32 protein-coding genes and 1 riboswitch are annotated in these 25929 nt (G+C 33.5%); of the genes, 30 read left to right on the top strand and 2 right to left on the bottom strand.

Annotation, left to right across the window (positions count from 1 at the left end):
• The first annotated feature begins 42 nt into the window (after positions 1–42).
• From BMY18_RS14865 to BMY18_RS21810, 5 genes are all read left to right on the top strand, one after another.
• Complete coding sequence (locus BMY18_RS14865; protein WP_092455437.1) at positions 43–1023, top strand: aldo/keto reductase; 981 nt, start codon at positions 43–45, stop codon at positions 1021–1023.
• Between the two features lie 485 nt (positions 1024–1508).
• Positions 1509–2459 carry a WD40/YVTN/BNR-like repeat-containing protein gene (locus tag BMY18_RS14870; RefSeq protein ID WP_092455439.1) on the top strand — a complete coding sequence of 317 codons (951 nt, stop codon included), beginning with the start codon at positions 1509–1511 and terminating at the stop codon, positions 2457–2459.
• A 211-nt stretch (positions 2460–2670) separates the two neighbouring features.
• A complete protein-coding gene (locus BMY18_RS14875) occupies positions 2671–3138 on the top strand; it encodes a DUF6323 family protein (protein ID WP_092455440.1) in 468 nt (155 codons plus the stop codon).
• A 78-nt stretch (positions 3139–3216) separates the two neighbouring features.
• Positions 3217–4089, top strand: coding sequence for a DUF6179 domain-containing protein (locus BMY18_RS14880; RefSeq protein ID WP_092455441.1), 873 nt, complete (start codon positions 3217–3219; stop codon positions 4087–4089).
• Positions 4090–4300: 211 nt separating this feature from the next.
• On the top strand, positions 4301–4714 hold the full coding sequence (locus BMY18_RS21810; protein ID WP_408645278.1) for a metal-sensing transcriptional repressor: 414 nt from the start codon (positions 4301–4303) through the stop codon (positions 4712–4714).
• On the opposite strand, the gene BMY18_RS14890 is transcribed toward BMY18_RS21810, so the two are convergent.
• Positions 4704–5294 carry a TetR/AcrR family transcriptional regulator gene (locus tag BMY18_RS14890; RefSeq protein WP_092455444.1) on the bottom strand — a complete coding sequence of 197 codons (591 nt, stop codon included), beginning with the start codon at positions 5292–5294 and terminating at the stop codon, positions 4704–4706. The two genes, BMY18_RS21810 and BMY18_RS14890, sit on opposite strands and share 11 nt — an antisense overlap.
• 541 nt (positions 5295–5835) lie before the next feature.
• Here BMY18_RS14890 and BMY18_RS14895 point away from each other — a divergent pair.
• From BMY18_RS14895 to BMY18_RS14925, 7 genes are all read left to right on the top strand, one after another.
• Entirely contained in the window at positions 5836–6567 is a 732-nt protein-coding gene (locus tag BMY18_RS14895; RefSeq protein ID WP_092455446.1) for an ABC transporter ATP-binding protein, read from the top strand.
• Entirely contained in the window at positions 6552–7544 is a 993-nt protein-coding gene (locus BMY18_RS14900) for an ABC transporter permease (protein WP_092455448.1), read from the top strand. Before BMY18_RS14895 ends, BMY18_RS14900 begins: the two co-directional genes overlap by 16 nt.
• Before the next feature lie 267 nt (positions 7545–7811).
• A complete protein-coding gene (locus BMY18_RS14905) occupies positions 7812–8381 on the top strand; it encodes a helix-turn-helix domain-containing protein (RefSeq protein ID WP_092455450.1) in 570 nt (189 codons plus the stop codon).
• A gap of 308 nt (positions 8382–8689) precedes the next feature.
• Positions 8690–8887 (top strand): helix-turn-helix transcriptional regulator, encoded by a 198-nt coding sequence (locus BMY18_RS14910; RefSeq protein ID WP_092455452.1) that lies wholly within the window; start codon positions 8690–8692, stop codon positions 8885–8887.
• A gap of 4 nt (positions 8888–8891) precedes the next feature.
• Positions 8892–9326 carry a hypothetical protein gene (locus BMY18_RS14915; protein WP_092455455.1) on the top strand — a complete coding sequence of 145 codons (435 nt, stop codon included), beginning with the start codon at positions 8892–8894 and terminating at the stop codon, positions 9324–9326.
• 204 nt (positions 9327–9530) lie between these two features.
• A complete protein-coding gene (locus tag BMY18_RS14920) occupies positions 9531–10121 on the top strand; it encodes a pentapeptide repeat-containing protein (protein ID WP_092455457.1) in 591 nt (196 codons plus the stop codon).
• A gap of 109 nt (positions 10122–10230) precedes the next feature.
• Positions 10231–11058: a MerR family transcriptional regulator gene (locus BMY18_RS14925; RefSeq protein ID WP_092455459.1), complete on the top strand. Its 828-nt coding sequence runs from the start codon at positions 10231–10233 to the stop codon at positions 11056–11058.
• Between the two features lie 135 nt (positions 11059–11193).
• Here the strand turns inward: BMY18_RS14925 and BMY18_RS14930 are convergent, their stop codons facing one another.
• Positions 11194–11832: a type I phosphoribosyltransferase gene (locus tag BMY18_RS14930; RefSeq protein WP_092455461.1), complete on the bottom strand. Its 639-nt coding sequence runs from the start codon at positions 11830–11832 to the stop codon at positions 11194–11196.
• Between the two features lie 252 nt (positions 11833–12084).
• On the opposite strand from BMY18_RS14930, the gene BMY18_RS14935 reads away from it, so the two are divergent.
• The 18 genes from BMY18_RS14935 (at position 12085) to atpH (ending at position 25927) form a co-directional block, all read left to right on the top strand.
• On the top strand, positions 12085–12555 hold the full coding sequence (locus tag BMY18_RS14935; RefSeq protein WP_092455463.1) for a pyridoxamine 5'-phosphate oxidase family protein: 471 nt from the start codon (positions 12085–12087) through the stop codon (positions 12553–12555).
• A 295-nt stretch (positions 12556–12850) separates the two neighbouring features.
• Positions 12851–13213, top strand: coding sequence for a GntR family transcriptional regulator (locus BMY18_RS14940; RefSeq protein WP_092455465.1), 363 nt, complete (start codon positions 12851–12853; stop codon positions 13211–13213).
• 60 nt (positions 13214–13273) lie between these two features.
• Positions 13274–14176: an ATP-binding cassette domain-containing protein gene (locus BMY18_RS14945; protein ID WP_092455467.1), complete on the top strand. Its 903-nt coding sequence runs from the start codon at positions 13274–13276 to the stop codon at positions 14174–14176.
• Positions 14161–15456: a hypothetical protein gene (locus BMY18_RS14950; protein WP_092455469.1), complete on the top strand. Its 1296-nt coding sequence runs from the start codon at positions 14161–14163 to the stop codon at positions 15454–15456. The genes BMY18_RS14945 and BMY18_RS14950 overlap by 16 nt, the downstream gene beginning before the upstream one ends.
• Before the next feature lie 263 nt (positions 15457–15719).
• The gene (gene thiS, locus BMY18_RS14955) at positions 15720–15914 is read left to right on the top strand and encodes a sulfur carrier protein ThiS (RefSeq protein WP_092455471.1); all 195 of its coding nucleotides are present in this window, start codon (positions 15720–15722) and stop codon (positions 15912–15914) included.
• A 5-nt stretch (positions 15915–15919) separates the two neighbouring features.
• Complete coding sequence (gene thiF / locus BMY18_RS14960; protein WP_278281057.1) at positions 15920–16576, top strand: sulfur carrier protein ThiS adenylyltransferase ThiF; 657 nt, start codon at positions 15920–15922, stop codon at positions 16574–16576.
• Positions 16577–16583: 7 nt separating this feature from the next.
• Positions 16584–17354, top strand: coding sequence for a thiazole synthase (locus tag BMY18_RS14965; protein ID WP_092455473.1), 771 nt, complete (start codon positions 16584–16586; stop codon positions 17352–17354).
• Positions 17355–17419: 65 nt separating this feature from the next.
• A complete protein-coding gene (gene thiH / locus BMY18_RS14970; protein ID WP_092455574.1) occupies positions 17420–18586 on the top strand; it encodes a 2-iminoacetate synthase ThiH in 1167 nt (388 codons plus the stop codon).
• A complete protein-coding gene (locus BMY18_RS14975) occupies positions 18573–19157 on the top strand; it encodes a thiamine phosphate synthase (protein WP_092455475.1) in 585 nt (194 codons plus the stop codon). The genes thiH and BMY18_RS14975 overlap by 14 nt, the downstream gene beginning before the upstream one ends.
• 85 nt (positions 19158–19242) lie before the next feature.
• Positions 19243–19349: riboswitch (TPP riboswitch) on the top strand.
• A gap of 122 nt (positions 19350–19471) precedes the next feature.
• Positions 19472–20665, top strand: coding sequence for a putative hydroxymethylpyrimidine transporter CytX (gene cytX, locus BMY18_RS14980; RefSeq protein ID WP_092455477.1), 1194 nt, complete (start codon positions 19472–19474; stop codon positions 20663–20665).
• Positions 20658–21482, top strand: a complete 825-nt coding sequence (gene thiM / locus BMY18_RS14985) for a hydroxyethylthiazole kinase (RefSeq protein ID WP_092455479.1) — start codon at positions 20658–20660, stop codon at positions 21480–21482. The genes cytX and thiM overlap by 8 nt, the downstream gene beginning before the upstream one ends.
• The gene (gene thiE, locus BMY18_RS14990) at positions 21469–22110 is read left to right on the top strand and encodes a thiamine phosphate synthase (RefSeq protein ID WP_092455481.1); all 642 of its coding nucleotides are present in this window, start codon (positions 21469–21471) and stop codon (positions 22108–22110) included. The genes thiM and thiE overlap by 14 nt, the downstream gene beginning before the upstream one ends.
• A complete protein-coding gene (locus tag BMY18_RS14995) occupies positions 22107–22766 on the top strand; it encodes an HAD family hydrolase (protein ID WP_092455576.1) in 660 nt (219 codons plus the stop codon). Before thiE ends, BMY18_RS14995 begins: the two co-directional genes overlap by 4 nt.
• A 35-nt stretch (positions 22767–22801) precedes the next feature.
• Positions 22802–23581, top strand: a complete 780-nt coding sequence (thiD, locus tag BMY18_RS15000) for a bifunctional hydroxymethylpyrimidine kinase/phosphomethylpyrimidine kinase (protein ID WP_334292369.1) — start codon at positions 22802–22804, stop codon at positions 23579–23581.
• A 341-nt stretch (positions 23582–23922) separates the two neighbouring features.
• Complete coding sequence (locus BMY18_RS15005) at positions 23923–24618, top strand: F0F1 ATP synthase subunit A (RefSeq protein ID WP_092455485.1); 696 nt, start codon at positions 23923–23925, stop codon at positions 24616–24618.
• An 81-nt stretch (positions 24619–24699) separates the two neighbouring features.
• Positions 24700–24918 (top strand): ATP synthase F0 subunit C, encoded by a 219-nt coding sequence (gene atpE, locus BMY18_RS15010; protein ID WP_092455487.1) that lies wholly within the window; start codon positions 24700–24702, stop codon positions 24916–24918.
• A 21-nt stretch (positions 24919–24939) separates the two neighbouring features.
• Positions 24940–25443 (top strand): F0F1 ATP synthase subunit B, encoded by a 504-nt coding sequence (gene atpF / locus BMY18_RS15015; protein WP_092455489.1) that lies wholly within the window; start codon positions 24940–24942, stop codon positions 25441–25443.
• Positions 25424–25927, top strand: a complete 504-nt coding sequence (gene atpH / locus BMY18_RS15020; protein ID WP_092455491.1) for an ATP synthase F1 subunit delta — start codon at positions 25424–25426, stop codon at positions 25925–25927. The genes atpF and atpH overlap by 20 nt, the downstream gene beginning before the upstream one ends.
• Positions 25928–25929 lie beyond the last annotated feature (2 nt).

Here is a 25929-nt window from a genome sequence, read left to right on the forward strand (position 1 = left end):
ATAAAAGTCATATTGAAATAATGAGAATTGAGGAGAAATATTATGCAAAAAAGAAAATTTGGTGATACAAATGCAATGATTACAGAAATAGGTCTCGGAACTTGGCAGTTAGGAACAAAGTGGGGCAATCCATTTGATGCAGTAGAGGCCAGAAAGATACTCGAGACGGCATATGAAGAAGGCATTAACTTCTTTGATACAGCGGATGTATATAATGGAAATATGAGTGAAAAAGCAATTGGTGAATTTATTAAAGATAAAAAAGATGAAATATATATAACAACGAAGTGTGGGCGGGCATTAAATCCACATGTTGCCGAAGGTTATACAGCTCAAAGTATAAGAGGGTTTGTAGAAGGAAGCTTGAAAAGACTTGGCGTTGAAAAGCTTGATATGATATTACTTCACTGCCCACCAGAAGAAGTCTATAAAAAAGATGAAGTATGGGATGCACTTGCAACAATGAAACGAGATGGAATGTTAGCGAACTATGGCGTAAGCATTGAAAAAGTCTCAGAAGGTATTGCGGCTATGGATTATGGTATTTCTGCAATAGAAGTTATATTTAATATGTTTCGTTTTAAACCCAGTGAGCAACTTTTTATAAAGGCGAATGCAAAAGACATCGGCATAATCGCACGAGTTCCATTGGCAAGCGGAATGCTGACTGGAAGATATAGCAAAGATACTATATTTGGTGCAAAAGATCATCGTACATTTAATCGTAATGGAGAATCGTTTGATAAGGGCGAAACTTTTTCGGGCGTCGATTATGAATTAGGACTAAAGGCGGTAGAAGAATTAAAGAAATTATTCAACACGCAAGACTTAATACCATTTGCACTTCGCTGGATACTGATGTTTGATGCTGTTTCTACAGTGATTCCTGGTGCAAGCAATGCGGATCAAGTCATAAGTAACATACGTGCAGGCGAGATTCCACCACTTACGGATGTTCAGATGGAAGGCGTTAGAAGTATATATAATCAATATATAAGAGAAAGTGTCCAAGATTTGTGGTAGAACTAAATATTTGATAAACATATGGCATCTGTGGGACAGTAGTTTACTACTTGTCTCGCAGGTGTTTTTTTTTAGCCCAAAGAAATAAATATTTATGAAAGTTGGATGAAAGTAATCATAAGACACTGAAATCTGTGGAAATTTATGGTAATATTAAAATGTTTGTATTATAATTATAATTATTAATAAAGAGGGTATATAATTTTCAAGGGAAAAGTAGATAACAAGCATATACGATATTTCAGTGGAAGAGATATCCAAACATTGTGCATAGTATTTATGAAGTGAGATTAGTAATATGTCAAAATACGAAATCGTTAAAGCACGCACACATTTTTACATCGAATATTAATGTAGCGGTAAACAAAAAACGGAAATAGTATGAAAAAGCGATGAGAAATTTACAGATTTTATAAAAATATAGGAACAACTAAATAAGCGCAAAAATAAGCGTAATAATTAATGTCAAGGGGGAATATAAAACATTGAAAAATAAAATAAAGATTGGAATATGTATTTTTACGATTCTTATATTGGTGTCAGCGGGTATAGTGACATATTACTTTTCGGGTAATGGTGAAAACTATATAAAAGATAGCAAGGGATATAGTCCTACATATTCATTGTCAGATAAACATGCTACAGCTATTGAGGATATGGGAGAACATTCTACAGCAGCAGATTCTTCGGATTCAGATCAATTAAAGAGTAAAGACGTTGCTTTTTATGATAGTGATGGCGGTCCTCAGATAGAAAATAAGGTTAATAAAAAAATACTTCCGGAAGCGAATGACTTGATTTCGTATAACGCAAGTGGTCAGGCAGAGATAGACAAACAGGCAGAGATAGACAAACCGGCAAAGATAGACAAACAGGCAAGTAAAGATGCTAAAATAGAAAATAGTATACAACCTGATAGTGAAGGAAAAGTGATAGGTCGGCTCGATGGAAGTAAGTTCTGGGTCACTTCTTTGGTTGGATATGATGCAAGACTTTTGGATCGAACAATGGGTCAAGAATCTAGAAAAATTTATAGGTCCGAAGATGGAGGAACCACATGGTTAGAGATTGGGTGGGCACCTTCAAGTTGGACAATGCGTTCTTATTCATTTATAACTGAAAAGTTGGGCTTTTTCTGTTATAAATGGGTAGAGGGTGAACCTACTAATTTTTATAGGACTGAAGACGGTGGCTTAACATTTAGTGATATCTTTTTGCCGAAAATAGAGGTTGCGTTCTTGGGAGATATATATACACCATTTATTATTCCAGAAGCTCCGTGGAAAGAAGACGGTGTACTATATATGTATTATGCACAAGATGAAAATGGAGATTATAAGGGTGGAAAATGCAAAGCACTTTTAAAATCAGAAGATGATGGAAATACATGGATTTACACAGATAAAATTGTTGATTTTAGGGACGATAAGGGTTAAAGAGTAGGAACTTTGGCACTAAAACCATAATATTTAAGATAAAAAAGAGATAGAAAATCAAATATAATTCGTTTGATTTTCCATCTCTTTTATATATGTATATTACCACAAAAACAGTATTTTTTCAAGTCTTGTAATGAAATCATTCTGGTAGTAAAATCAACAATTATCTAAGTGATATTCATAGCGATGTCTAGAAAGGAATGATTATATGGATGAATTTAAGTTTTTAAGTATTTTGGGTGAAGGGCAGTATCAAATTGAAAAGGTAACTGACTGTAATCAGTATTCACAAAAGTTTGGAGTATCTCTAACAGAAAAAGATGCATTGATGCTACTGGAGGCTAGAAAAAACAGCTTGAAGGAACAAGAAAGAATTGAGTTTGGTGGAGGTATCTTGCCTAAGTTAATATTTGCTTTTTGTGACTCTCCATTCATTTACCAAGATAATTATGTGGATACGCTGGAATCGCTACAAGATATATTTTATTTGTATAAAAATGAATCACTGGATGAACTTACAGATGATGAATTGATTGAATATATGAAAAAGCATTTTGACAACGATTGTCAGGGCTCATTGGAGTACTTAGAAGATACCTGCCTAGAAGATTTCGCAAGAAGCATTCGTGAGGGAACGCGTGGATTTATAGGAAAGTATGAGGACCTAGGCGAGTGATGATTTTCAAAACGCATATCAGAGTTTGAGTTTCGCAAAATAATGCGAGTACTATTCGCATAGCAGACAGGAGCAAAGGTGAATAAATTTGAAATGGAAGAATTAATTCCAATTGTTGCAGAATTGACAGAAAAATATACAAGCAAAGAGAGCACTTCTGTGTCATACAATACAGCGAAGCAACTCATGAATGCGGTTATTTACTGTATGAATGAAATCGATTTGGTCAATTATGAACTAGATTCCGGTGCAGCGAAGGACATGGCGGTGAAGGATATGACAGAGCAACAAGATTCAAAGTTAGCATATCGTACAGGCTATGAGTTGGTGGTAAAAAAAGTATTTAAGACAAAAGCATTGTTTGAAGAGATAGCACTTGATTTTAATGCATATAGAAATCGTGCTTATTATGAAACTGTTATGAAAGGAATGCCAGCTTTTTTTCTATATTATGACCCCAAATTCAATCCACAAAATCATATTTTAACGCTAGATTACCCGACAATAAAGAGTGTTCAGGATTCGTGTGGCATAGATGCAATTTATGAATATTTATCATACACAAAGTTAGAGCAAGAACTTTTGAAGGCATTTCCAGAGGAATATATTACAACATTACTTTCTTCCTATCATGCAGACTACGAGGAACTATTTATTAATGTTGGAAGTATTGTATTACGTAATATTATTGTATGCATGATTCTTGGAAAGAATATTACAAATCACTGTTTTGAAAAAAAAGATGCTGTTGTTTTGAAAAAATATATTGAAAGTTCTTCGCAGGAAGAATTGGAAATCAAACTATGCAATTTAGTTAAAATATTAGTGAATCAAGGATATAATCATAATGAACAGTTATATGAATATTTGAAGGAAGATGTAAAAAATATTAGCTTTGAACTTATAAATGCAGTTGAACATGATTGTCTAGATATCATGTTCTTATTATGAAAAAAGAATACATTTCAGGTAATTATATGATATTATAATGAAAAGATATTGTACAAAATTCAATGCTATCTAAAAAATGAAAAAAATAAAAAGTCTTACTATATATGGGGGCGCTATGGATATAAGCAAAAAACAAAAAGAGAAAACAATCGATATAAATCAAAGCATAAATTATGCTGACGCTACTAAGAAAGATTTTATTGGCCCAAATATTCAATCACAGGAACATTGCCATGATCAATCGCAGGAACTTGGACGTGATCAATCACAGGAACATTGCAATGATAAATCACAGGAACATTGCCATGATCAATCACAGGAACATTGCCATGATCACTTACAAGAGGAGCATAATCATCAACATACTCATCAGAATACGAAAGCAGTTATCAATCGATTAGCAAGGGCAATTGGACATCTAGAATCGGTTAAAAAGATGGTAGAAGACGGAAGAGACTGTAGCGATGTTTTAATACAATTAGCAGCAGTGAAGTCAGCAATTAATAATACGGGTAAAGTTATTTTAAAAGATCATATCCAAACCTGCATTGTAGATGCGATTGAAGAAAGAGATTGGGAAAAAATAGTAAAGATGAATGAGGCAATCGATCAATTTATAAAGTGACCGGAAATACATTTTTGATTAATTCGCGTTGTACTCCATTCGTGCTTATACTTAATAGTAATTGGATAAATTCTTCATCTGGTATGTCTTTTTCATTGGCATACCAGTTTGCGATTGTATTAAAAATCGCTGCACTTTGATACTCTAGAATATATTTTGTGCTTTTATTAGAATCGATAGATATATGGAAATGGCTAGAAACCACGGGAATTAGTTTGCTCATAAGCTTGTGTCTAAATGCTGAATCTCCATGGTCACCAAGAAGCACAGGGATATAGCCACTACTTTTTTCAAATAGCAGTATAATCTGTTCGAATGCAAGCTTCTTATTGTCTGATAATAGATATGAAACCACAGACTTTTCAAGCATTTCGGGCGTTATTATCTGTTCTTCGATTTTGTCGAGCACATCGTACACATCTAAGAAATATTTATAAAAGGTTGATCGGTTATATCCTGCACGTGTGCAGATTTGTGTCACTGTTATTTTCTCAATTCGTTTTTCGGTATATAGGTCCCAAAAAGCTGTCATAATATTTTGCCTTGTTTGGTTCGCTGTTAACGATAAATTAGAATCCATTTTTATACACCCCTTAAATTGTTATTTATTGTTTACATTATAAAATGAGTTTAGATACTCAAATGAAGTTATATAATTATATAACTTAGGACACTATATTAGCAACTCAAAAAATCCAACAGATTCTTATTTATTGTTGATTGATTTAAGTTGCTGAAAACCTATAATTATATTTAGGTTTGAGAGGAAAAGGCGGCAGGAACGTATCGAGTGAATATAAATTTATCATGGTGTATTTGCCTTGCCTTTCCTTCAAACAGTAAAGGGACACTGTTTTCAGCCGGTCTGCGGCGAAATGCACCATGATAAATTTATATTCACAGTTACATTTTGTGAGGCGCTTTCACACTCAAACGGGGGTAGGCGCTAAGGGAAAAAAGAAGTAAAGAAATAAAAGAAGTAAAGAAATAAAAGGAGTAAAGAAGTAAAGAAATAAAGAAATAAAGAAATAAAAGAAACAAAAGTAATAAAAAAACATAAGAAATAAAGGCACAAAGGTGCTGAAAGTTGCGCAGAAAGATGTGCGGGAATGGGGAGCTTTATGAGGATAGAAATAGTTGAAATAGTGAAAAGGTATAAAGCCAATGTTGTGTTAGAAGATATTTCATTGACTGTGGAAAATGGGAAAATATATTGTTTGTTGGGGGCATCTGGATCTGGGAAAACTACATTGTTGCGAATTATTATGGGCGCGATTACTGGAGAAAAGGGGCAAGTTCTAATTGACGGAGTTAAGATGCCGAATAAGAAAATGCTCGCACAGATTGGATTTATGCCACAAGAGGATGCGCTGTACAGTGAGCTTTCAATACTTCAGAATATGAAATTTTTCGCTGGAATTCAAAATTTAAAAAAAGAAGAAATTATAAAAAGTGCAGAAAAACTATTACAAGTGGTTGGGCTACTAAGCGAAAAAAACAAGTTAGTGAGCAATTGCTCAGGTGGCATGAAAAAAAGGGCATCATTAGCTACAACAATGATACATAATCCTAAGATTTTAATTCTCGATGAACCTACAGTAGGAATTGATCCTGTACTTCGCAGAAAAATATGGGCTTATTTACATTCGCTAAGAGATAATGGAGTTACGATTCTAGTTACAACACATGCAATGGATGAGGTAACCGAATGTGATAATGCAGCATTACTGCGAAATGGAAAAATCATTATTGCCGATTCTGTAGTGAATCTATTGAAGAAGACCGAAAATGGAAAAATAGAAGATTTATTTTTTGTAGACGAAGAGGAGGAATCCACATGTTTTCAATTATAAAACGAATTTTAGCGCAAATAATAAATGATAAAAGGTCACTGGCAATCTTATTTGTTGCCCCAATTTTAATATTTACACTGCTCTATTTCATATTAGGCGATTCAGGATATGTGCCTAAGATTACTGTGTATAATGTAAGCGATACTGTTCTTACTGGGTTAGAGAAATCTGCAGATGTAGAAGTGACAGATTCGATGCCTGAATTAAAAGCGTTTTTGGAATTACAAGGACAAGATGCTATCATATGGGCTAATCAAGAGGGCCTTCACCTCTATATGCTTGATAAGAGTGCAAAGACTTCGAAAGTATTAAAAGCGGTTCAAGATATTAACGCTTCCAATATACATATAAACTATGAGTATGAAACAAATAGCGAAAACCAGCTAGATTCATTAAGTTTCGTATTTCTCGGTGTCATTTCATTTTTCTTTGTATTTATATTATCAGGAATGTCATTTGTTCGTGAGAGGACAAATCAGACTTTAGAGAGAATGCTGATGGCTCCAATTAGAAGATCAACTGTGATCGGCGGATATACGCTTGGTTATGGTATCCTTTCTGCCATACAAAGTGTTGTGATATTTTTGTTTTCTGTATATGTATTAAAATTACATGTTGAGGGTTCCTATATTTTATGTACACTGATTATGATTATATTGTCATTTGCAGCAGTATCGGTTGGTGCATTAATGTCAATTTTTGCAAATAACGAACTCCAATTAGTTCAATTTATCCCTATCGTATTAATTCCTCAGATATTTTTCTCAGGGTTAATTCCACTAGATACGATACCATATGGACTTGGAAATTTATGCTATTTGGCCCCTATTTATTATGGCTGTGCGGCGTTACAAAAAGTCGTGATATTTGGAGATGGAATTGATGTGATATATCCTTGGATTTTAGGGTTGCTCGGAATGATTGTAGTGCTTTTTGTACTAAATACATTTTTGCTAAAGAAATACCGTAGACTTTAAAAAGTGCAATGAGAATTTCTTTATAATTCTGTGTTGAATCAAGTTTATAAAATATATTTGACCATACCATTGACAAAAATTATTAAACATATATTATTTTAGATAAGCTACATGAGTATTTTATATAATCCGAAAAGGAATTAGATGAGATAAGTAGAAAAAAGCGGATTGCAACTGCTGGTTGCGAAAATTCAAGGTCATATAGGTAGATTGCAACTACATTTTGAGGTTAAATATAATTATCAATAATAAGGAGATAATACTAATATGACATTGGGTGAGAAAATTTTAAAGCAAAGAAATAAAAATGGCTATTCGCAGGAACAGTTAGCCGAGAAAATAACTGTTTCAAGGCAGGCAGTTTCAAAGTGGGAACTTGACCAATCAACACCAGACCTTGAATGCGTGATTCAATTGAGTAATATATTTGGGGTTTCTATTGACTATTTAGCTAAAAATGAAATTGAAAGCGAAACTGGTGAGCAACATTGCAACGCTGAGGAAAAATCCCCAAAAGAAGAACAATCAGGGAATGATAATTCAAAAGTAAAATCTAGAAGTACGGTATTTAATAAGGTACCATTTCCATTTGTTATTCCAGTCTTTATTATAAGTAATATGTTTGGAATGCACAGTGGATGGAATTGGTTTGGAAAAGGAGAACCAAATGCGCCTCAGCGCTTCCCTTATCCAATTATTGTAGGCGTAATTTATACAGTCCTTTGCTTATGTGGAATTATTAACTGGCATCCAGGATGGATACTATTTTTGACGATTCCGGTGTATTATTTACTAGCAACCTACATAGGTGTGAAAAAAATTACAGAGGTCGAATAGAATTAACTAATAAAAATTAATATTATAAAGCCAGCTAAACAGTAGATACAGAACTGTTTAGCTGGCTTTTTGTTTAAATGATCATGAGAAAATTTTAATTGTACTAGAAGAAAAAAGTATATAAAATATAATTATAAAAAATGTAAAGCTTGCTTGACAAAATCAAAATAATCACATATAATACATGTAAAGCTAGCTTTACAAAAATGCATTATAATCTGCATGTAATTTTTATGATTCAGATTTGAAAGATCCTTTTAATCAAAAAGATGTTTTAAATCAGAAGAGATAGGAGGTATCAATATCGAATGGAAAATCGGTTAGAAGAAATAAGAAATGAGCATGGTATTAATCAAGAAGAACTAGCAAAAGCACTGGAAGTTTCAAGGCAAACGATTAGTTCACTTGAAAATGGGCGTTACAATCCATCCATTCTTTTGGCTTTTAAAATTGCCAGGTATTTTAAAATGAGCATTGAACAGATATTTATATATGAGGAGGAATAAAAATATGTTACGTAAATCAAATCAGAATAAGAAAATATACATTGGATTAATTGTGCTTGGAATTCTGTCAATTATATTTGGAACGGTTTTTCAACAATATGTGGAGAGCACTCCGAATCTTAAAATGACAGCAGGAATGATAGTAGGAGTAGGCGGAGCATTTGTGGCAATTGGAGTGATACGTTTAATAAAGTTTAAAAAGAGTACTCCAGAAAAATTAAAAGCCGAAGAAATTGAATTAAAAGATGAGAGAAATATTCAAATATTGAGAGCAACATATAGTGTGGTCGCAGCAGCTTCGATTCTTATATTTGCCATAATGGCATTTGTATTTTTGCTAATGGATTATATGGTACCTGCATGGATTACAATAAGTGGGATATATGTTGAGGTGGTTATATTTTTTATTGCTTATAAAATTATTTCTTCGAAAATGTAACTGAAATATATGGTTGTATGAAAGGATGCTTGTCTCAAAGATTTTCGAGAAAGCATCCTTTATTTATGTTAAAAAATAAAGAATCATGCTAAAATGACATATAGATTAATATATATGGATTAAAATAATCTAGGGTATGAAATTCATTTATCGATTAAAATCAGCAATATTATAATAAAAATATGAATCACACTGAGAGACTGTATGGGAGAAAACATGGAATATTTTGAAGAACAGGAAATAAAAGATCAGCAATATGAGGATCAAAGCTTTGAAAATTTTGAATTCGTAGAGTGCAATTTTACCAAATGTCAATTTCTGAATATCAAACTAACAAATTGCAAATTCAAGAATTGTAAATTTAACAATTGTGTGATAGGAAATGTTAAATTTTTGTATAGTGAAGCCAAGAATTTAGAATTTACAAATAGCGTATTAATAGGAATTATATGGAACGATTTAAAAAACAAGGGGATAGAGACTGCTATTTTTAGAAGCATGAAATCATGCACGATAAAGTATAATTACTTCACAAATCTGAAACTTGTGAAATACGATTTCAGTGGCTCTCAATTTGATGAAAGTTATTTTGAGGAGTGCAAGTTAACAGACGCAAAATTTAATGGTGTGAACTTACATGGCACCAAATTCATAAAATGCGACTTGAGTGGAGCAGATTTTAGGGATGCGTTAGAGTATGAGATTGACATTGCAGATAACAAATTAAAGAAGGCAAAGTTCTCATTTCCAGAAGTGATTAGTCTTTTGTCATCCTTAAATATAATTATAGATTAGTGAAAAATACCTACAAAAAGGCATAAAACCACTTTCAAAAAAAGTTTGAAAAGTTACTTGACCTTACCCTGCACGGGAGGCATTATACTGTTTTTAGAGGAGATAGAAGATGTATAAAATCGGCGAATTTTCAAAGATAACAAGTTTAACAGTAAAAGCACTCAGATATTACGATGAAGTGGGGATGCTAATACCATCCGCTCGATCGGATAATGATTACCGTCTGTATGATAGGTCGGATTATGAGAAGGCGCAACTCATAGTTCTCTTAAAAGAACTTGGATTTTCCATATCAGAGATGAAAGATATGCTTACAACCTGTGAAAGCAGGCAAGATATTTCATTTTATTTGGCGGAAAAGAAAAGTTTTATTAAAAATAGGATCCAAAAAGAAAAGATGCTGATTAAAGAAATCGAAAAACATCTCCTCCAGAAAGAAAAGGAGGATAATGTGTTAAACTTAGCACATAGAACAAAAATGTATGAAATAGAAATAAAGGAAATCCCATCCATGACAGTTGCCAGTATAAGGTTTAAGGGTAAATACAGTGATGTTGGAAAGCACATTGGAAAGATTTATCAGGTTGTAAAAGAGAAAGCCAACGGGGCGCCACTTAATTTGTATTATGATAAGGAATATCAAGAGAATGCAGATATTGAACTCTGTGTACCAATAAAAGGTACGATATCTGGTAGAGAGGGTATCAATGTTAAGGTACTTCCTGCGATGAAAGCAATCACAACAATGCATACTGGAGATTATCAGAAATTAAATGAAGCATATATGGCAGTCCTTGATTATGCCAAAGAAAATGGACTTGAACTCTTGACGCCGTCAAGAGAAGTTTATCAAAAAGGCCCAGGAATGGTATTTAAAGGGAACCCAGATAAATATGTTACCGAAGTAATTGTACCATATCAGATGCGTGAAAAATAGAATGGAAACAATCTGAGGATTCCTGTGAAATAGAACCAATAAAAATGCCGGTTTAGCCCAATTTCTTATCTTAATAAAATTGGGCTAAGCCGGCAATTTAAATTTTATAATCGAGCAAATCCGGCAATTTAAATTTTATAATCGAGCAAATCCATGACCATTTGCAATCGCGTCAATCGGTTTTCCTTCTTTGCAGAGCGTACAGTTGGAAGATTCATAAGTATGATAATCAGGCATATCATGTGTTGTAAATAATGCATTAATAGGATAGTCATATATTTTAGTGGCTGCACTAAAAATAGCTGAAATACCAACAATTGTTCCACCATAATGCAGAATAACATCAACGGCGGATGTGGCTGTTTTACCTGTGGTTGCTGATGCAAACAATAAGATGACGTGCTTATTTTGTATCATATGTTGAATGTTTTCCCGAAACAGTAATTCTCCGGTTCTGCTAAATTCTGGTGTGACAATGTACATGGTCTGGTGGGAATTAATAGAAACAATGCCGGTTTCAGTCAAATAATTTGCAAGGTAAGCACCTATTACTTCACATCCGTCCATGCATACAATTGTATCAACTATTGTAGAAGCAATATATCGACTTGCGATGGCGTGGGCAACCTTAGTTGCTTCACTTTGTCTAGACTTCAAAAGTGACATATCAACGTAATAATTAATATGTGAATTTACTGTCACAAAGTGTCCTGGAATTACTCTCAATGTGAGATTAGAATAATTCTTTGATACAATTTTCTTATAATTTTCCATAAAACCCTCCTTATTGGTATGGAATTAAAATTAATTAGTTATAACAAGTATTTACATATATTATACTTGTTTAAATAATAGATAACAAGATAACATTTCAATAGTTATAAAACATTTTATATTAAGATAATTAAGTTTATTACAAAATAAAACTATTAAATTAAGTAAATATAGGTATTAATAACTACTTTAAGACTTGTATGTTATGATTATGATAAAATTTCTATATTATATGAAAATGGAGCGTGTGAAATGAGAAGAAAAGACAGAGAAATTACTGAAATAAGTGAAATTATGGAGATTATAAAAAAGTGTGATGTATGTAATCTTGCTTTCTTTGATGAGAAATATCCCTATATAGTTCCGTTAAATTTTGGAGCAGCCAATACCCACAATCAAGTTACGTTGTACTTTCATGGGGCGAAAGTAGGTAAGAAGATAGAATTGTTAGAAAAGAACAATAGGGTAGCTTTTGAAATGGATTGTTCGCACAAATTATTACTTGCTGAAACAGCTTGTGATTCAACGATGGAATTTGAGAGTGTTTGCGGTAACGGAACGATTGAAATATTAGAAGAAGATCAAAAAATAGCAGCATTGACTATATTAATGAATCAATATGAAGTGAAAGAGAAGCATGAATTCAATGAAAATCATCTGAAAGCTATCGTTGTATTAAAGTTAACGGTAGATGAAATTACCGGAAAAAGATTAATGAAATAAACGTTTATAATTGCTTTTAAAGAATATGAATCGCTGATTGAAAAACTAGTTGAACCGTTCGTTATGAACAGTTCAGCTGGTTTTTTATGTTATTTAGACGATACCATTAAAATCAACTTTGATTTCTCATATATTTTAATTAAAAAAATAATATCCAATTAATTGACATCGAATAATATACATGATATCATTGCTGCATTACATGAGTAGTGTAGTGATAATAATAACAGTAATAATATTACAATGAGTTACAGATGTATCTTATAATTCACTGTAATATCCAGGAGGTGTAACGTTGAACATTGATTTCAACAATGTGGTACCTATTTACATTCAAATTGCGAATGCCATAGAAGATGATATATTAAGCGGTAAATTAAAAGAGGGTGACAACTGTTATTCTCAGATTATCCTTGCTAAGGAACTTAATATAAATCCAGCGACAGCTGCAAAAGGTATCCGTTTATTAGTCGAACGAGGAATCCTAAATAAAAACAGGGGTCAGTCAATGATAGTATGCAATGATGCAAACGTTCTAATTAAGGCCAGGAAAAAAGAAGAGATTTTAAATACAATCGTTGAAAATCTAGTTTCTGAGTCAAAAAAGTTGGATATTTCGGAAAATGAATTGATATCTATAATTAAAGCGCATTTTTAAGGCTAGTGGTGAAAAGTATGAATGAATTTATCATTCAAGTGAAATGAGAGGGGATTTTTAATGGGTGAATATGCAATTAAAGTATCAAGTCTTAATAAGTACTATAATAAAACACATGCAATAAAAGATTTTAGTATTAATATTAACAAAGATAATATTATAGGTTTAATTGGAGCAAATGGTTCAGGAAAAACAACATTATTTAAACTGTGCAATGGATTTTTAGAGGAATCAAGTGGGACAATAGAGGTGATGGGCGGTAATCCTTTGACAGAGATCGCAATCAAGGAGCAGATGATTTATTCCATGCATGACCTGCCAATTGGCGATAATGAAAAATTGATGAATGTCATCAAATATTACGAAGAAGCTTATCCAACATTTGATATCGAATTTGCCAACAAGCTTATGGAACTTTTTCAAATCAAAAAAAGAAATTCGTACAGGAGACTATCACAAGGAACAAAAAGTTCATTTAATTTTATATGTGCACTTGCAACAAGATGTAATGTTACAATGTTTGATGAACCATTTATAGGGATTGATATTGTAAAAAGAAAAATAGCTTATCAGATTCTACTTCGCGATTATATGGAACATCCAAGAACAATCATTATTTCAAGCCATAATTTAACAGAACTAGACAGCGTTTTATCGGAAATGATTTTGATTGATGATGGCAATCTGATTTTCTATAAGGATATGGATGAAGTTAGGGAACTGGCATTTCGAGTTGAAGGAAATATGGATATCATTCAGGAATTTTCAAAAACACATAAAACAATGCATTTGAGTGACAAAACAGTTGGTAGCTTTGGGATATTTGAAGGTAGTCCTAATTCAAAGGCAGCAATTGAAGCAAAAGATGTGGGGCTTGTAATTTCAAATGTTTCACCAGAAGATATTTGCATTTATAGCACATCACATTTGAAGGAGGGGGACTTAGAATGCTTATGGAATTAATCAAGAATATTAAGTCACTAACAAAAATACAACTGAGGCAAAATAAAAATTTAGTGGTAGTAGCTATAAGTGCATTGGCCCTATGTATGCTAATATCGAATCTTGGCCTGATCTTTAATCACAATGGCGAATCGACATCGTTGTTTATAAGTATTAATAATATAATACCTGGTATACTTTTCTTGATATTGTTGGCGATTATACCAATTTCAACAAATATGCTTACAAATAAGAAAATTAGTATGTATCCTAGCACCGGAATTAGTCGGTTTGCTTCACGGATTTTGGCTGATCATATTTGCATTTTGATTATTCTGGGTTTTACTTTTTTAATGTATTGTATAGAATATCCAATACTTATGGCAATTAGCGCTGGTGGCTCTGATATGGTTGTATCATTTGCATTTGATATCAAATATGCGCTTGTTGGAACGATTAATGTGTTGTCCTATTATTTATTAGCATATGGTGTTTCTGTCCTAATGTATTGCATTGCAACAAAACTTGGAGTCATAAAATCGATATTTTTTTATATAGGATTCTTTATGATTGTGATATTTCTTTTTAAAAGTAATATTATAACATTCATAGGTATTAGAGATTATTTTGGTGAAGAAAGATATTTGGGTATGTATGTATATAAAACATGGAGTATATGGTTTATTACAATGATAATTTCTTTTCTAGTTGCTAGTAGCACAAAAACAATAAAAGAAGAATTGCGTGGGATAAGGTTTGTTGTATGTATTGCTATTATTGGATGCTTTATCGTTACCGCATTTTTACCATTATCAAGCAGATCGTCGAAAAATTTTGGAAATATTTCCATTTATTCTTCCGCCAGCAAATTTAATGAATTAAAAGAAACAAATATTTACAAAGAAACAGTAGTTAAATGTGATGCGTTTAATCGGGATAAAATTGCAGCATTATCTATAAGTCCTCAGATATATTTCATGACAGAAACCGAAGCCATGAAAGGGGGAATCTTAGAGAATGATTCTTCTTTGAAAGGTGAAATAGTAGTTGTTACATTTTTCCCGGATGAAAAATATAACAACCAATATATTTATCAATATTACCTCGATAATATGACTATATCATGTAAAAATTCAATAATAGATTATAGTTTTTCAAATACGAAAACAGTCATAAACTTTTTGTGGGGCGACAGTTATAAATTTTTAGACAGTTATGATTTAGAATATAGCGGTGTTTATCCAGATATTAATGAAAAAAGTGTTATGATTATAGCACCTGAAAGTGTTATGATTAATTAGGATTAGCGAAAAATACGAAATAAGTGTGGCGCGTTCATAAAAATGTTTTGTTAGTCAAATAAAGATAAATATTTTGTTAATCAAATTAAAGTATTTTGTTAGTCAAATAAAATATTGACATATTAGAATAAATATATATAATAGTTCAAAGAGTGTGAAAAGTCACACGAAGGGGTACACCACCATGGGTGTATCTTTTCGTGTGGCTTTTTTTGTTTTATTGGAAATTATGTACTCTTATAAATGTGATTGGAGGTGACACGATGCAAGTAAATGGAATAGAAAAAAATATTGATAATGGAGTAACATTAATGCAGTATTTATCAAATGAAGGCTATAAAATCGCAAGAGTTGTAGTCGAAATTAACGAAGAAATTATTTCAAAGTCAAATTATGAGAACGTAATACTAAATAAAAATGACTTGATAGAAATAATAAATTTCGTTGGAGGAGGTTGAAAAAATTGCCAAGTAAAAAAGAGGAATCGATACCGTCAGAAAAAGAATTTGAAAAAATAATGGACAAAAGATTTTCAAGTGAAATATATGAAAAATTAAAATGTGCAGAAATAGCTATATCTGGACTTGGAGGACTGGGTTCAAACATCGCTATAATGTTAGCCAGAACAGGAATTGGACATCTGCATCTTGTGGATTTTGATATGGTTGATATATCGAATCTGAACAGACAGGTCTATTTGATACAACATATTGGAATGCGAAAAACAGATGCATTAAAAATAATAATAAGTGAAATCAATCCATACATAAAAATAACAACAGATCATGTATATATTACGCAAGATAATGTGAAAAGCGTATTTAGCGGATATTCAATTATTTGCGAGGCATTTGATAAACCTGAAAATAAGGCAATGCTTATAAATGAGCTGTCAAGAAGCTGTCCAGTAGCAAGGATTGTATCAGGCTCAGGAATGGCTGGTTACGGAAGTAGTAATACAATCATGACTAAGAAAGTATTTAAAAATCTATATTTATGCGGAGACAGAGTTACAGACATAGAAAATGGTATAGGACTTATGTCGCCAAGGGTAAGCATTTGCGCTGGGCATCAGGCCAATATGGTGGTAAGACTAATATTAGGATTAGAAGAGGAGTAATGAAAAAATGAAAAATGATAAGCTGATAATAGGAAACTATGAATTTGATTCGAGATTCATTTTGGGTTCGGGAAAATATAATGTAGAACTTATAAAAGCGGCCGTTGAACATGCAGGTGCAGAAATTATAACATTAGCAATGCGCCGTGCAAATTCCAATGCAGAATCCAATATTCTTGATTTTATTCCCAAAGGAGTAACACTTCTTCCAAATACATCTGGTGCAAGAAATGCTCAGGAGGCCGTTCGTATAGCGAGACTTTCAAGAGAACTTGGGTGTGGAGATTTTATAAAAGTCGAAATCATAAGAGATTCCAAATATCTTCTCCCTGACAATTATGAGACGATTAAAGCAACGGAAATTCTAGCAAAAGAGGGCTTCATCGTAATGCCATATATGTATCCAGACCTCTATGCAGCAAGAGATTTAGTAAATGCAGGGGCGGCAGCAGTAATGCCTCTTGCGGCACCAATTGGTTCAAACAAGGGTCTGGCATCAAAAGAATTTATACAGATTCTTATAGATGAGATTGAATTACCAATCATTGTTGATGCAGGAATTGGACGCCCTTCACAGGCATGTGAAGCAATGGAAATGGGAGCAGCAGCAATCATGGCAAACACTGCAATTGCAACAGCAGGAAACATACCAGTTATGGCAGGCGCATTTAAAAAAGCAATTGAAGCAGGTAGAGAAGCATATCTTGCAAAAGTTGGACGTGTGATTGATCAAGGCGCTTCTGCTTCATCACCACTTACAGGATTTATAGCAATATAGAGGAAAAAGTTTAATAAAGCGAATCAAAGATTCACTTGTAAGAATGGGTAGAAAGATTGGAAGAAATGAGGACAATTATGGAAAGAACAAACCACATGGAATATATGGAGGAGATGGAAGTTATTCCATCAATGATAATGGAACAGGTTATTAGCGGTATGAATTTATATGATTATGAGAAATATAGCGCTGAAGATGTGAAAAGGGCTCTTGCAAAGGATATTCGTTCCTTAGAAGACTTTGCTGCATTATTATCTCCCGCAGCAGAAGCATTTCTTGAAGATATGGCAATGAAAGCAAAAGAAGAGAGAATGAATCATTTCGGTAGTTCTGTATATATGTTTACACCTATATATATTTCAAATTATTGTGATAATTATTGCATTTATTGCGGATTTAACTGTCACAATATAATAAGACGTGTAAAACTTGATGAAGCAGCAATAGAAAAAGAAATGAAAGCAATTGCCAAAACAGGGCTTGAGGAAATACTAATTCTAACCGGAGAAAGTAAAAAGATGTCAGATGTTGCATATATAGGACGGGCATGTGAGATAGCAAGCAAGTATTTTAAAATGGTAGGTCTTGAAGTATATCCAATGAATGTAGATGAATATAAACATTTGCATGCGTGCGGAGCTGATTACATTACTGTATTTCAGGAAACGTATAATTCTGATAAATATGAAAAATTGCATCTAGAAGGACATAAACGAATTTTCCCATATCGTATGAATGCACAGGAAAGAGCTTTGATGGGAGGAATGAGAGGAGTGGCCTTTGCAGCGTTGCTTGGACTCGATGATTTTAGAAAAGATGCATTTGCGGCGGGGATGCATGCTTACCTTATTCAGAAAAAATATCCATATGCTGAAATATCATTTTCGTGTCCTCGACTAAGACCTATTATAAACAATGATAAGATTAATCCCAAAGATGTACATGAGGCTCAGCTTATGCAGATAATGTGTGCATTAAGACTATTTATGCCATATGCAGGCATGACTATTTCCACAAGAGAAAGAGCTGAGTTTCGTGATAATGTCATAGGTATTGCTGCTACAAAAATATCTGCTGGTGTAAGTACTGGCATTGGAGGGCATACGGAAAAGCAAGAGGAGCAGGGCGATAACCAGTTTGAAATTGCTGATACACGTAATGTGGATGAAGTATTTGCAGCAATCAAGGAACAAGGACTTCAGCCGGTGATGAATGACTATGTCTACATTTAAGAGGATTGCAGTAACTAACAGAAAACTGAGCAGATTTGAACTACCTGAACAAATTGATAGAATTATGGAAATTTCTAGAACTGCCTCGAATATAGAAAAACCAGATATGATAATATTACGTGAAAAAGATTTATCAGAAAAAGAATATGAAATATTAGCCGCAATGGTTATAGAGAAATGTCGAAACTATGATATTGAATGTATTCTCCACACCTATATAAATGTTGCCCTAAGATTAAAATGTCGAAAAATACATTTGCCTGTTTCGTTATTAAAAAAAAACAGCGGTTATTTAAAATGTTTTGATGAAGTAGGAGCTTCCATTCATAGTGTGGAAGAGGCAGTCTGGGCAGAAAAAAATGGTGCAGCGTATATTACAGCAGGCCATATCTTTGAAACAGACTGTAAAGAAGGTGTTCCTCCGCGGGGACTGATTTTCTTGAATGAAGTGTGCAACAGTGTTAATATCCCAGTGTATGCAATTGGAGGAATTGATAATGAAAAAATTGCATTGCTTAAAGCTTTCGATATTGCTGGTGTATGCATCATGTCAGGATATATGATATTATAGTGAAATTTACGCTCAGAAAATTATAGTGATATTTACGCTCATCTTGACAAGACCCCCTATAAATGCTACAATTCAGCCAAATTTAATATTTGAACAGGGGAGCTTGTGTTTCAAGCTGAGAGGAAGTAATGAACTTCGACCCTTAAACCTGATTTGGATAATGCCAACGTAGGAAGTGATTAGAAGTTGATCAATTTGCGGAAAATATCTTATCAGGTATTTTCCGCTTTTTAGTTACCCAGAATGGGTTTATGCTTACAAAAGAAATATGTAAAAACGGAAACTCCTGCTCAAAAAAATAAGGAGGAATTATATTGGAAAATTCAAAAACATCAGTATTTAGTAACGGTTTAATATGGTTTGGGGCTGCAGTTTCCATTGCAGAGATTCTTACAGGAACATTAATTGCTCCACTTGGATTTGGCAAAGGAATTGCTGCAATTCTTTTAGGGCATTTGATTGGGTGTGTGCTTTTGTATTTTGCTGGTCTAATAGGAGCAAAAACAGGACGAAGTGCAATGGAAACTGTGAAAATGTCATTTGGCGAAAAAGGCTCGCTTTTATTTGCCGTACTTAATGTATTACAGCTTCTAGGCTGGACTGCAGTTATGATAGTAGCCAGTGCGGCAGCAGCAAGTTCAGTGATAAGTTTTGGAGGAAATGCTTTCTGGAGTATCGTTATAAGCTTGTTGATTATTGTATGGATTCTTGTAGGAATCAAAAAGCTAGGAAAACTTAATTTTATTGCAATGGGAGCATTATTTATTCTTTCAATTATGCTTAGCGTAGTTGTATTTTCTGGAGATAACGTTGTTACTACATTTACTGACAGCATTAGTTTTGGAACAGCAGTTGAACTTTCAGCTATCATGCCTCTTTCATGGCTTCCACTGATTTCTGATTATACACGTTTTGCAAAAAAACCAAAAGCTGCAACATTTACAAGCGCAGCAGTTTACTTTTTCACTAGTTCGTGGATGTATATTATTGGTATGGGAGCAGCAACATTTACTGGCGAATCAGATATTTCTATTATCATGGTAAAAGCTGGACTTGGGGTTGCAGGGCTTATAATCGTAATTTTTGCAACAGTAACAACAACATTTTTGGATGTATATTCAGCAGGAGTCAGCGCTGTAAGTATTTCGAAAAGATTAAATGAAAAATGGACTGCAGTTATTGTTTGCGTAATCGGAACAATATTAGCGATATTTACACCAATTGACCAGTTTGTGGATTTTTTAAATCTTATAGGTTCCGTCTTTGCACCGATGATTGCGATTCAAATAGTTGACACCTTTATTTTGAAAAAGGATAGCACCAAAAAGAAATTTAATGTTGTGAACTTGATTTTGTGGGTGATTGGATTTACAATTTACCGTATATTTATGTATATCGATACACCAGTGGGCAATACACTGCCAGTTATATTGATTACGATTATCCTTAGCGTTATTGTAGAGAAAATTATTATAGAAAAAATTTTTGGAGGAAAAAAGAATGCTTAAAGAAATGTTTGAGAATGTAAAGAAAAAGACGCCACTAATCCACTGTATTACAAATTATGTAACGGTAAATGACTGTGCCAATATCTTATTAGCTTGCGGGGGTTCGCCTATTATGTCAGACGATGCAGCAGAAGTAGAAGAAATCACTTCTATATGCAACGCACTTGTCATCAATATCGGAACGTTGAATCAAAGAACAATTTCATCTATGTTACTTGCAGGAAAGAAAGCAAATGAACTAAATCATCCTGTAATTTTTGATCCTGTTGGCGTTGGAGCCTCCAAACTTCGTAATGAAACGGCAGAAAAATTGCTTGAAGAAATAAAGTTTCAAATAATTAGAGGAAATATTTCAGAAATAAAGATGTTGGCACTTGGAAATGGTTCTACAAAGGGCGTAGACGCTGATATTGCCGATGTTGTAACTAGTGAAACGCTTGATTCAGTTATTGCTTTCGCAAAGGAATTTTCAAAAAAGACTGGAGCAGTAATTGCAATAACTGGTGCAATAGATATCGTATGTGATACAAACAATGCCTATGTGATTTATAATGGTCATCCAATGATGTCACGAATCACAGGGAGTGGATGTATGCTTACAGCAATGATGGGTGCATATCTTGCAGCAAATCAGGAAAATCCGCTTGAAGCAGCAGCTTCAGCTGTATGTGCTATGGGAATATGCGGTGAACTCGCATATGAGAAATTGGAAGAGACAGGCGCTGGAAATTCAACTTACCGCAATTACCTGATAGACGAAATCTGTAATTTGACAGCCGACAAATTTGAAAGAGGCGCTAAATATGAAGTGCGATAAGAAATCGATGTTATTATATGCTGTAACTGACCGCACATGGCTAGGAGTTCAAACCCTTGCCATGCAGGTTGAGGAAGCACTAATGGGTGGTGTTACATTTGTTCAATTAAGAGAAAAGAATTTAGATTATGCTCTATTTTTGGAAGAAGCCAAGAAGATGAAAGTATTATGCAAAAAATATCATGTACCTTTTGTAATCAATGACAACGTAGATATTGCCATTGCCAGTGATGCTGATGGCGTTCATATTGGACAAAGCGATAGGAAAGTAAGTGAAGTTAGATCCTGTCTTGGAGCTGATAAAATTATAGGTGTATCTGCACAAACAGTTGATCAGGCAATTCTTGCACAACAAGAGGGCGCTGACTATCTTGGCGTTGGTGCAGTGTTTTCTACTTCTACAAAACTCGATGCGGATTCGGTTTCTTTTCAAACACTGAAATCCATCTGCAAAGCAGTAAATATACCGGTTATTGCAATAGGTGGAATTAACGAGAATAATATCTTGGAGCTTTCCGGTACAGGCATAGATGGTGTAGCAGTTATATCCGCTTTGTTTGAGAAAACGGATATAAAATCAGCAACTGAAAATCTTTGCACTTTATCAAAGAATATGATAAAATTATGAAAATAAAAGGTGCAATATTTGACTTAGATGGTGTACTACTTGATTCTATGTTTATCTGGGATACACTTGGTGAAACATATCTTAAAAGTCAAGGCATAAAACCACGAAAAGATGTTCGTGAGACACTTCGACCTATGAGCTTGTTGCAAGCAGCAGAATATTTTCGCTATGAGTATGGAATGATAGAATCTGTACAGGAAATTATAGATGGAATTAATCGTTTGATAGAACATTTTTATTTTGATTTAGTTAAGTCAAAGCCAGGTCTACTTGAGTTCCTCGATAAACTCGAAGAAAAGAATATAAAAATGTGTATAACGACCGCCACAGATCGTTTTATGGTGGATGCAGCACTGAAACGCAATAAAATGGAACGATATTTTGGTAAGATTTTTACTTGTACTGAGGTTGGTCAAGGTAAAGATAAACCAGATATATATCTTCAAGCACTTGAATTTCTGGGCATGACAAAGCGAGAGGTATTTGTGTTTGAGGATGCGCTATATGCCATTAAGACTGCAAAAGATGTAGGCTTTTCAGTTGTGGCTGTATATGACAGCACTGCGCAAAATCAACAAAATGAAATAAAAAAGCTTGCAGATGCATATATTACAACATTTCAAGAGATAGAAAATGAAGTGCCTGCATTCAAATGAAATTTGACTACATCAAGTAGATTGGAGTTGTTATGATAAAAAAAGTATTGACAATTGCCGGTTCAGATTGTAGTGGTGGTGCGGGTATACAGGCAGATATTAAAACAATTACTGCACATAAAATGTATGCAATGAGCGTCATTACTGCACTTACAGCACAAAACACAACTGGAGTTTATGGAATTGAAGAGGTTACCCCTGAATTTGTAGGACAACAGATTGACTGTATCTTTAATGATATTCGACCCGATGCAGTGAAAATCGGCATGGTATCTAGCAGCAAAATCATTGAAATAATCGTAGAAAAGTTAATCCAGTATAAGCCAGAAAACATAGTAATTGACCCTGTTATGGTGTCAACCAGTGGTAGTAAACTCATCTGTGATGATGCAATGAATGCATTGATTACAAAACTTATTCCAGTCGCGACCGTGATTACACCAAATATTCCTGAAGCAGAGGTATTATGTGGCTTTTCAATTAAAAATGAAGATGATATGATTAAGGCAGCTCAGGAAATATCTAAAACTTTAAAAGGTGCAGTATTAGTAAAAGGTGGTCATTTGGTCAATGATGCAATTGACCTTCTTTATGAAAACGGAAATATTCATTGGTTTAGATCAAAGCGAATTGACAATCCCAATACTCACGGCACAGGATGTACGCTTTCTTCTGCAATTGCATGCAATCTTGCGGAGGGGAAAAGCCTTTCAACAAGCATAGAAAATGCAAAAGTATATTTAACAGGTGCATTAAAAGCCGGTCTTAATCTTGGACAGGGAAGCGGACCGTTGGAACATACTTACTTAATTTGATCATCTATAAAATAATGTGAATTGCATTCGCAGGACAGATAGATATATATTTTAGAAAGATTACAATAATAAGGGGCAGTCACATAATAAAAAGAGTCTCTGAATAAGAAAATTGTAAAATTATGAAAATCACACAAAAAAATAACAAAATTAGCGAAAAAAAATTAAAAAAATGCTAATGCAATGTATTACATGTAGGCCATAAAAGGGCTTCAAAAAAAAGAAATTGACAATATTCAAAAATAGAAGTACTGTAATTTGAAGCCATAAAAAAATGTGAATAAGAATTATTGAAGTATTGCAAAAAAACCGCTATATAAAAAATATATTAACGAAGGGAAGTGAGGAGAACGGATGAATTAGTTAAAAATCTATTAGAGGAACTAAATTGTGAAACAGCATTTACAATTCCTCTGTTTGGCGGAATAGAAATATCGGAATCGGTAGCAGTTACATGGATAATCATGGCAGTTATGACGATTGCATCAATATGTCTAGTTAGAAACCTGAAAGTTAGTAATCCAGGAAAAAAACAGCTAATTCTTGAAACCGTAATTGGTGGGATATACAATTTTATTGGAGAAACAATTGGAGAACATGGCAAAAGATATATACCATATATGATGACAGTTATGTTGTATTTAGGAGTATCTAATATAATAGGCGTGTTTGGATTTAAACCACCGACCAAAGATTTGAATATTACAGCGGCTCTTGCACTTATGAGTATCGTGCTGATTGAATATTCAAGCATTCATAAAAGAGGTTTTATGGGATGGATCAAAAATTTTGCACAACCAGTTGCAATTATAGCACCAATAAAGGTATTGGAATTGTTTATAAGACCGTTATCATTATGTATGCGACTTTTTGGTAATATCCTAGGCGCATTTGTAGTAATGGAATTACTGAAACTAGTTACACCAGTATTTGTGCCAGTTGCATTTAGCTTTTATTTTGATATATTTGATGGGTTAATACAAGCATATGTATTTGTATTTTTAACATCACTATTTGTAGATGAGGCATTAGAATAAAAAATTAAATCACAAAAACACACATTACAAAAACACGCAATACAAAAACATACAATACAAAATGAAAAGGAGATTCAAATTATGTTAGTAGCAATAGGAGCAGGAATCGCAGTATTTACAGGTATAGGAGCAGGTATAGCAATTGGTTTGGCAACAGCAAAGGCAGTTGATGCAATTGCAAGACAACCAGAGGCAGCAGGTCAAATCAGTAAAACCCTTATAATTGGTAGCGCATTGGCAGAAGCAACAGCAATTTATGGTTTTGTAATTGCATTGTTAATCATCTTTATATTAAAATAACTTAAAAGGAAGGCGCTAAAGATGCTGAATATATATTTTCCGAGTATTGTCTTTACCGTCATTAACCTGATCGTATTTTTTTTGCTAATGAAGAAGTTTTTAATTGGACCAGTAACAGACATCATTGAACAGAGAAAAGTTCTTGTAGAAGGACAACTATCAAATGCTAGTAATGCTGAAAAGACGGCTATGGAATTGAAATTGCAATATGAAACTTCCATAAAAGGTGCAAGTGTTAAAACGGATGAGATGTTAGATTCAGCTCGAAAAAGAGCAAGCGCGGAATATGAGCGACTTGTAAAAGAGGCTGAAGTTAGTGCTGGAAAGGTTATTGACGATGCAGAAAAGACTGTCAGAATTGAACGCGAAAAGGCAATACGTGAGATGCAATCAGAAATAGCAGGACTTGCTATTATTGCAGCTACAAAAGTAGTAAGTGAAAACGCTAGTAATAACACTAATCAGTCACTTTATGAGGATTTTTTGAAAAAAGCAGGTGATTCTAATGACACAGATAGCAATTAACTATGCAAAAGTTCTTTATGAACTTGGAATTTCGAAAAAGGTAATATATGACGTCCAGGATATTTTGTCATCGACACCTGAGTTAAAGGATGCTTTGACAAGTCCTATAGTTTCAAAACAGGAGAAACATAATATCATTGAAAAAGTATTTCCCAAGGAAATGCAAAACTTTTTCATGGTATTGTGTGACTATCAAAGTATGGAAGTAATAGATCAAATATTTGTTGCATATAAGAATTATTATAATGAAAAGAACAGCATACTAGTGGCTAAGTTAATTTATGTAACTGCACCGAATGAGGAACAGTTAAACAAAATTAAGGTGATGCTTATGAACAAGCATCATAAGAAGCAAGTTGAACTTAGTTTAGTAGAAGACCCTAGTATAATCGGTGGTTTCATAATTGAAGCAGAAAATTTTGAAACAGACTGGAGTATCAGGGGACGTTTGAATCAGTTGCAGCAAAGATTAGTTCGGAGGTGAGA

The organism is [Clostridium] fimetarium, assembly GCF_900111235.1.
GTDB lineage: Bacteria > Bacillota > Clostridia > Lachnospirales > Lachnospiraceae > Clostridium_N > Clostridium_N fimetarium.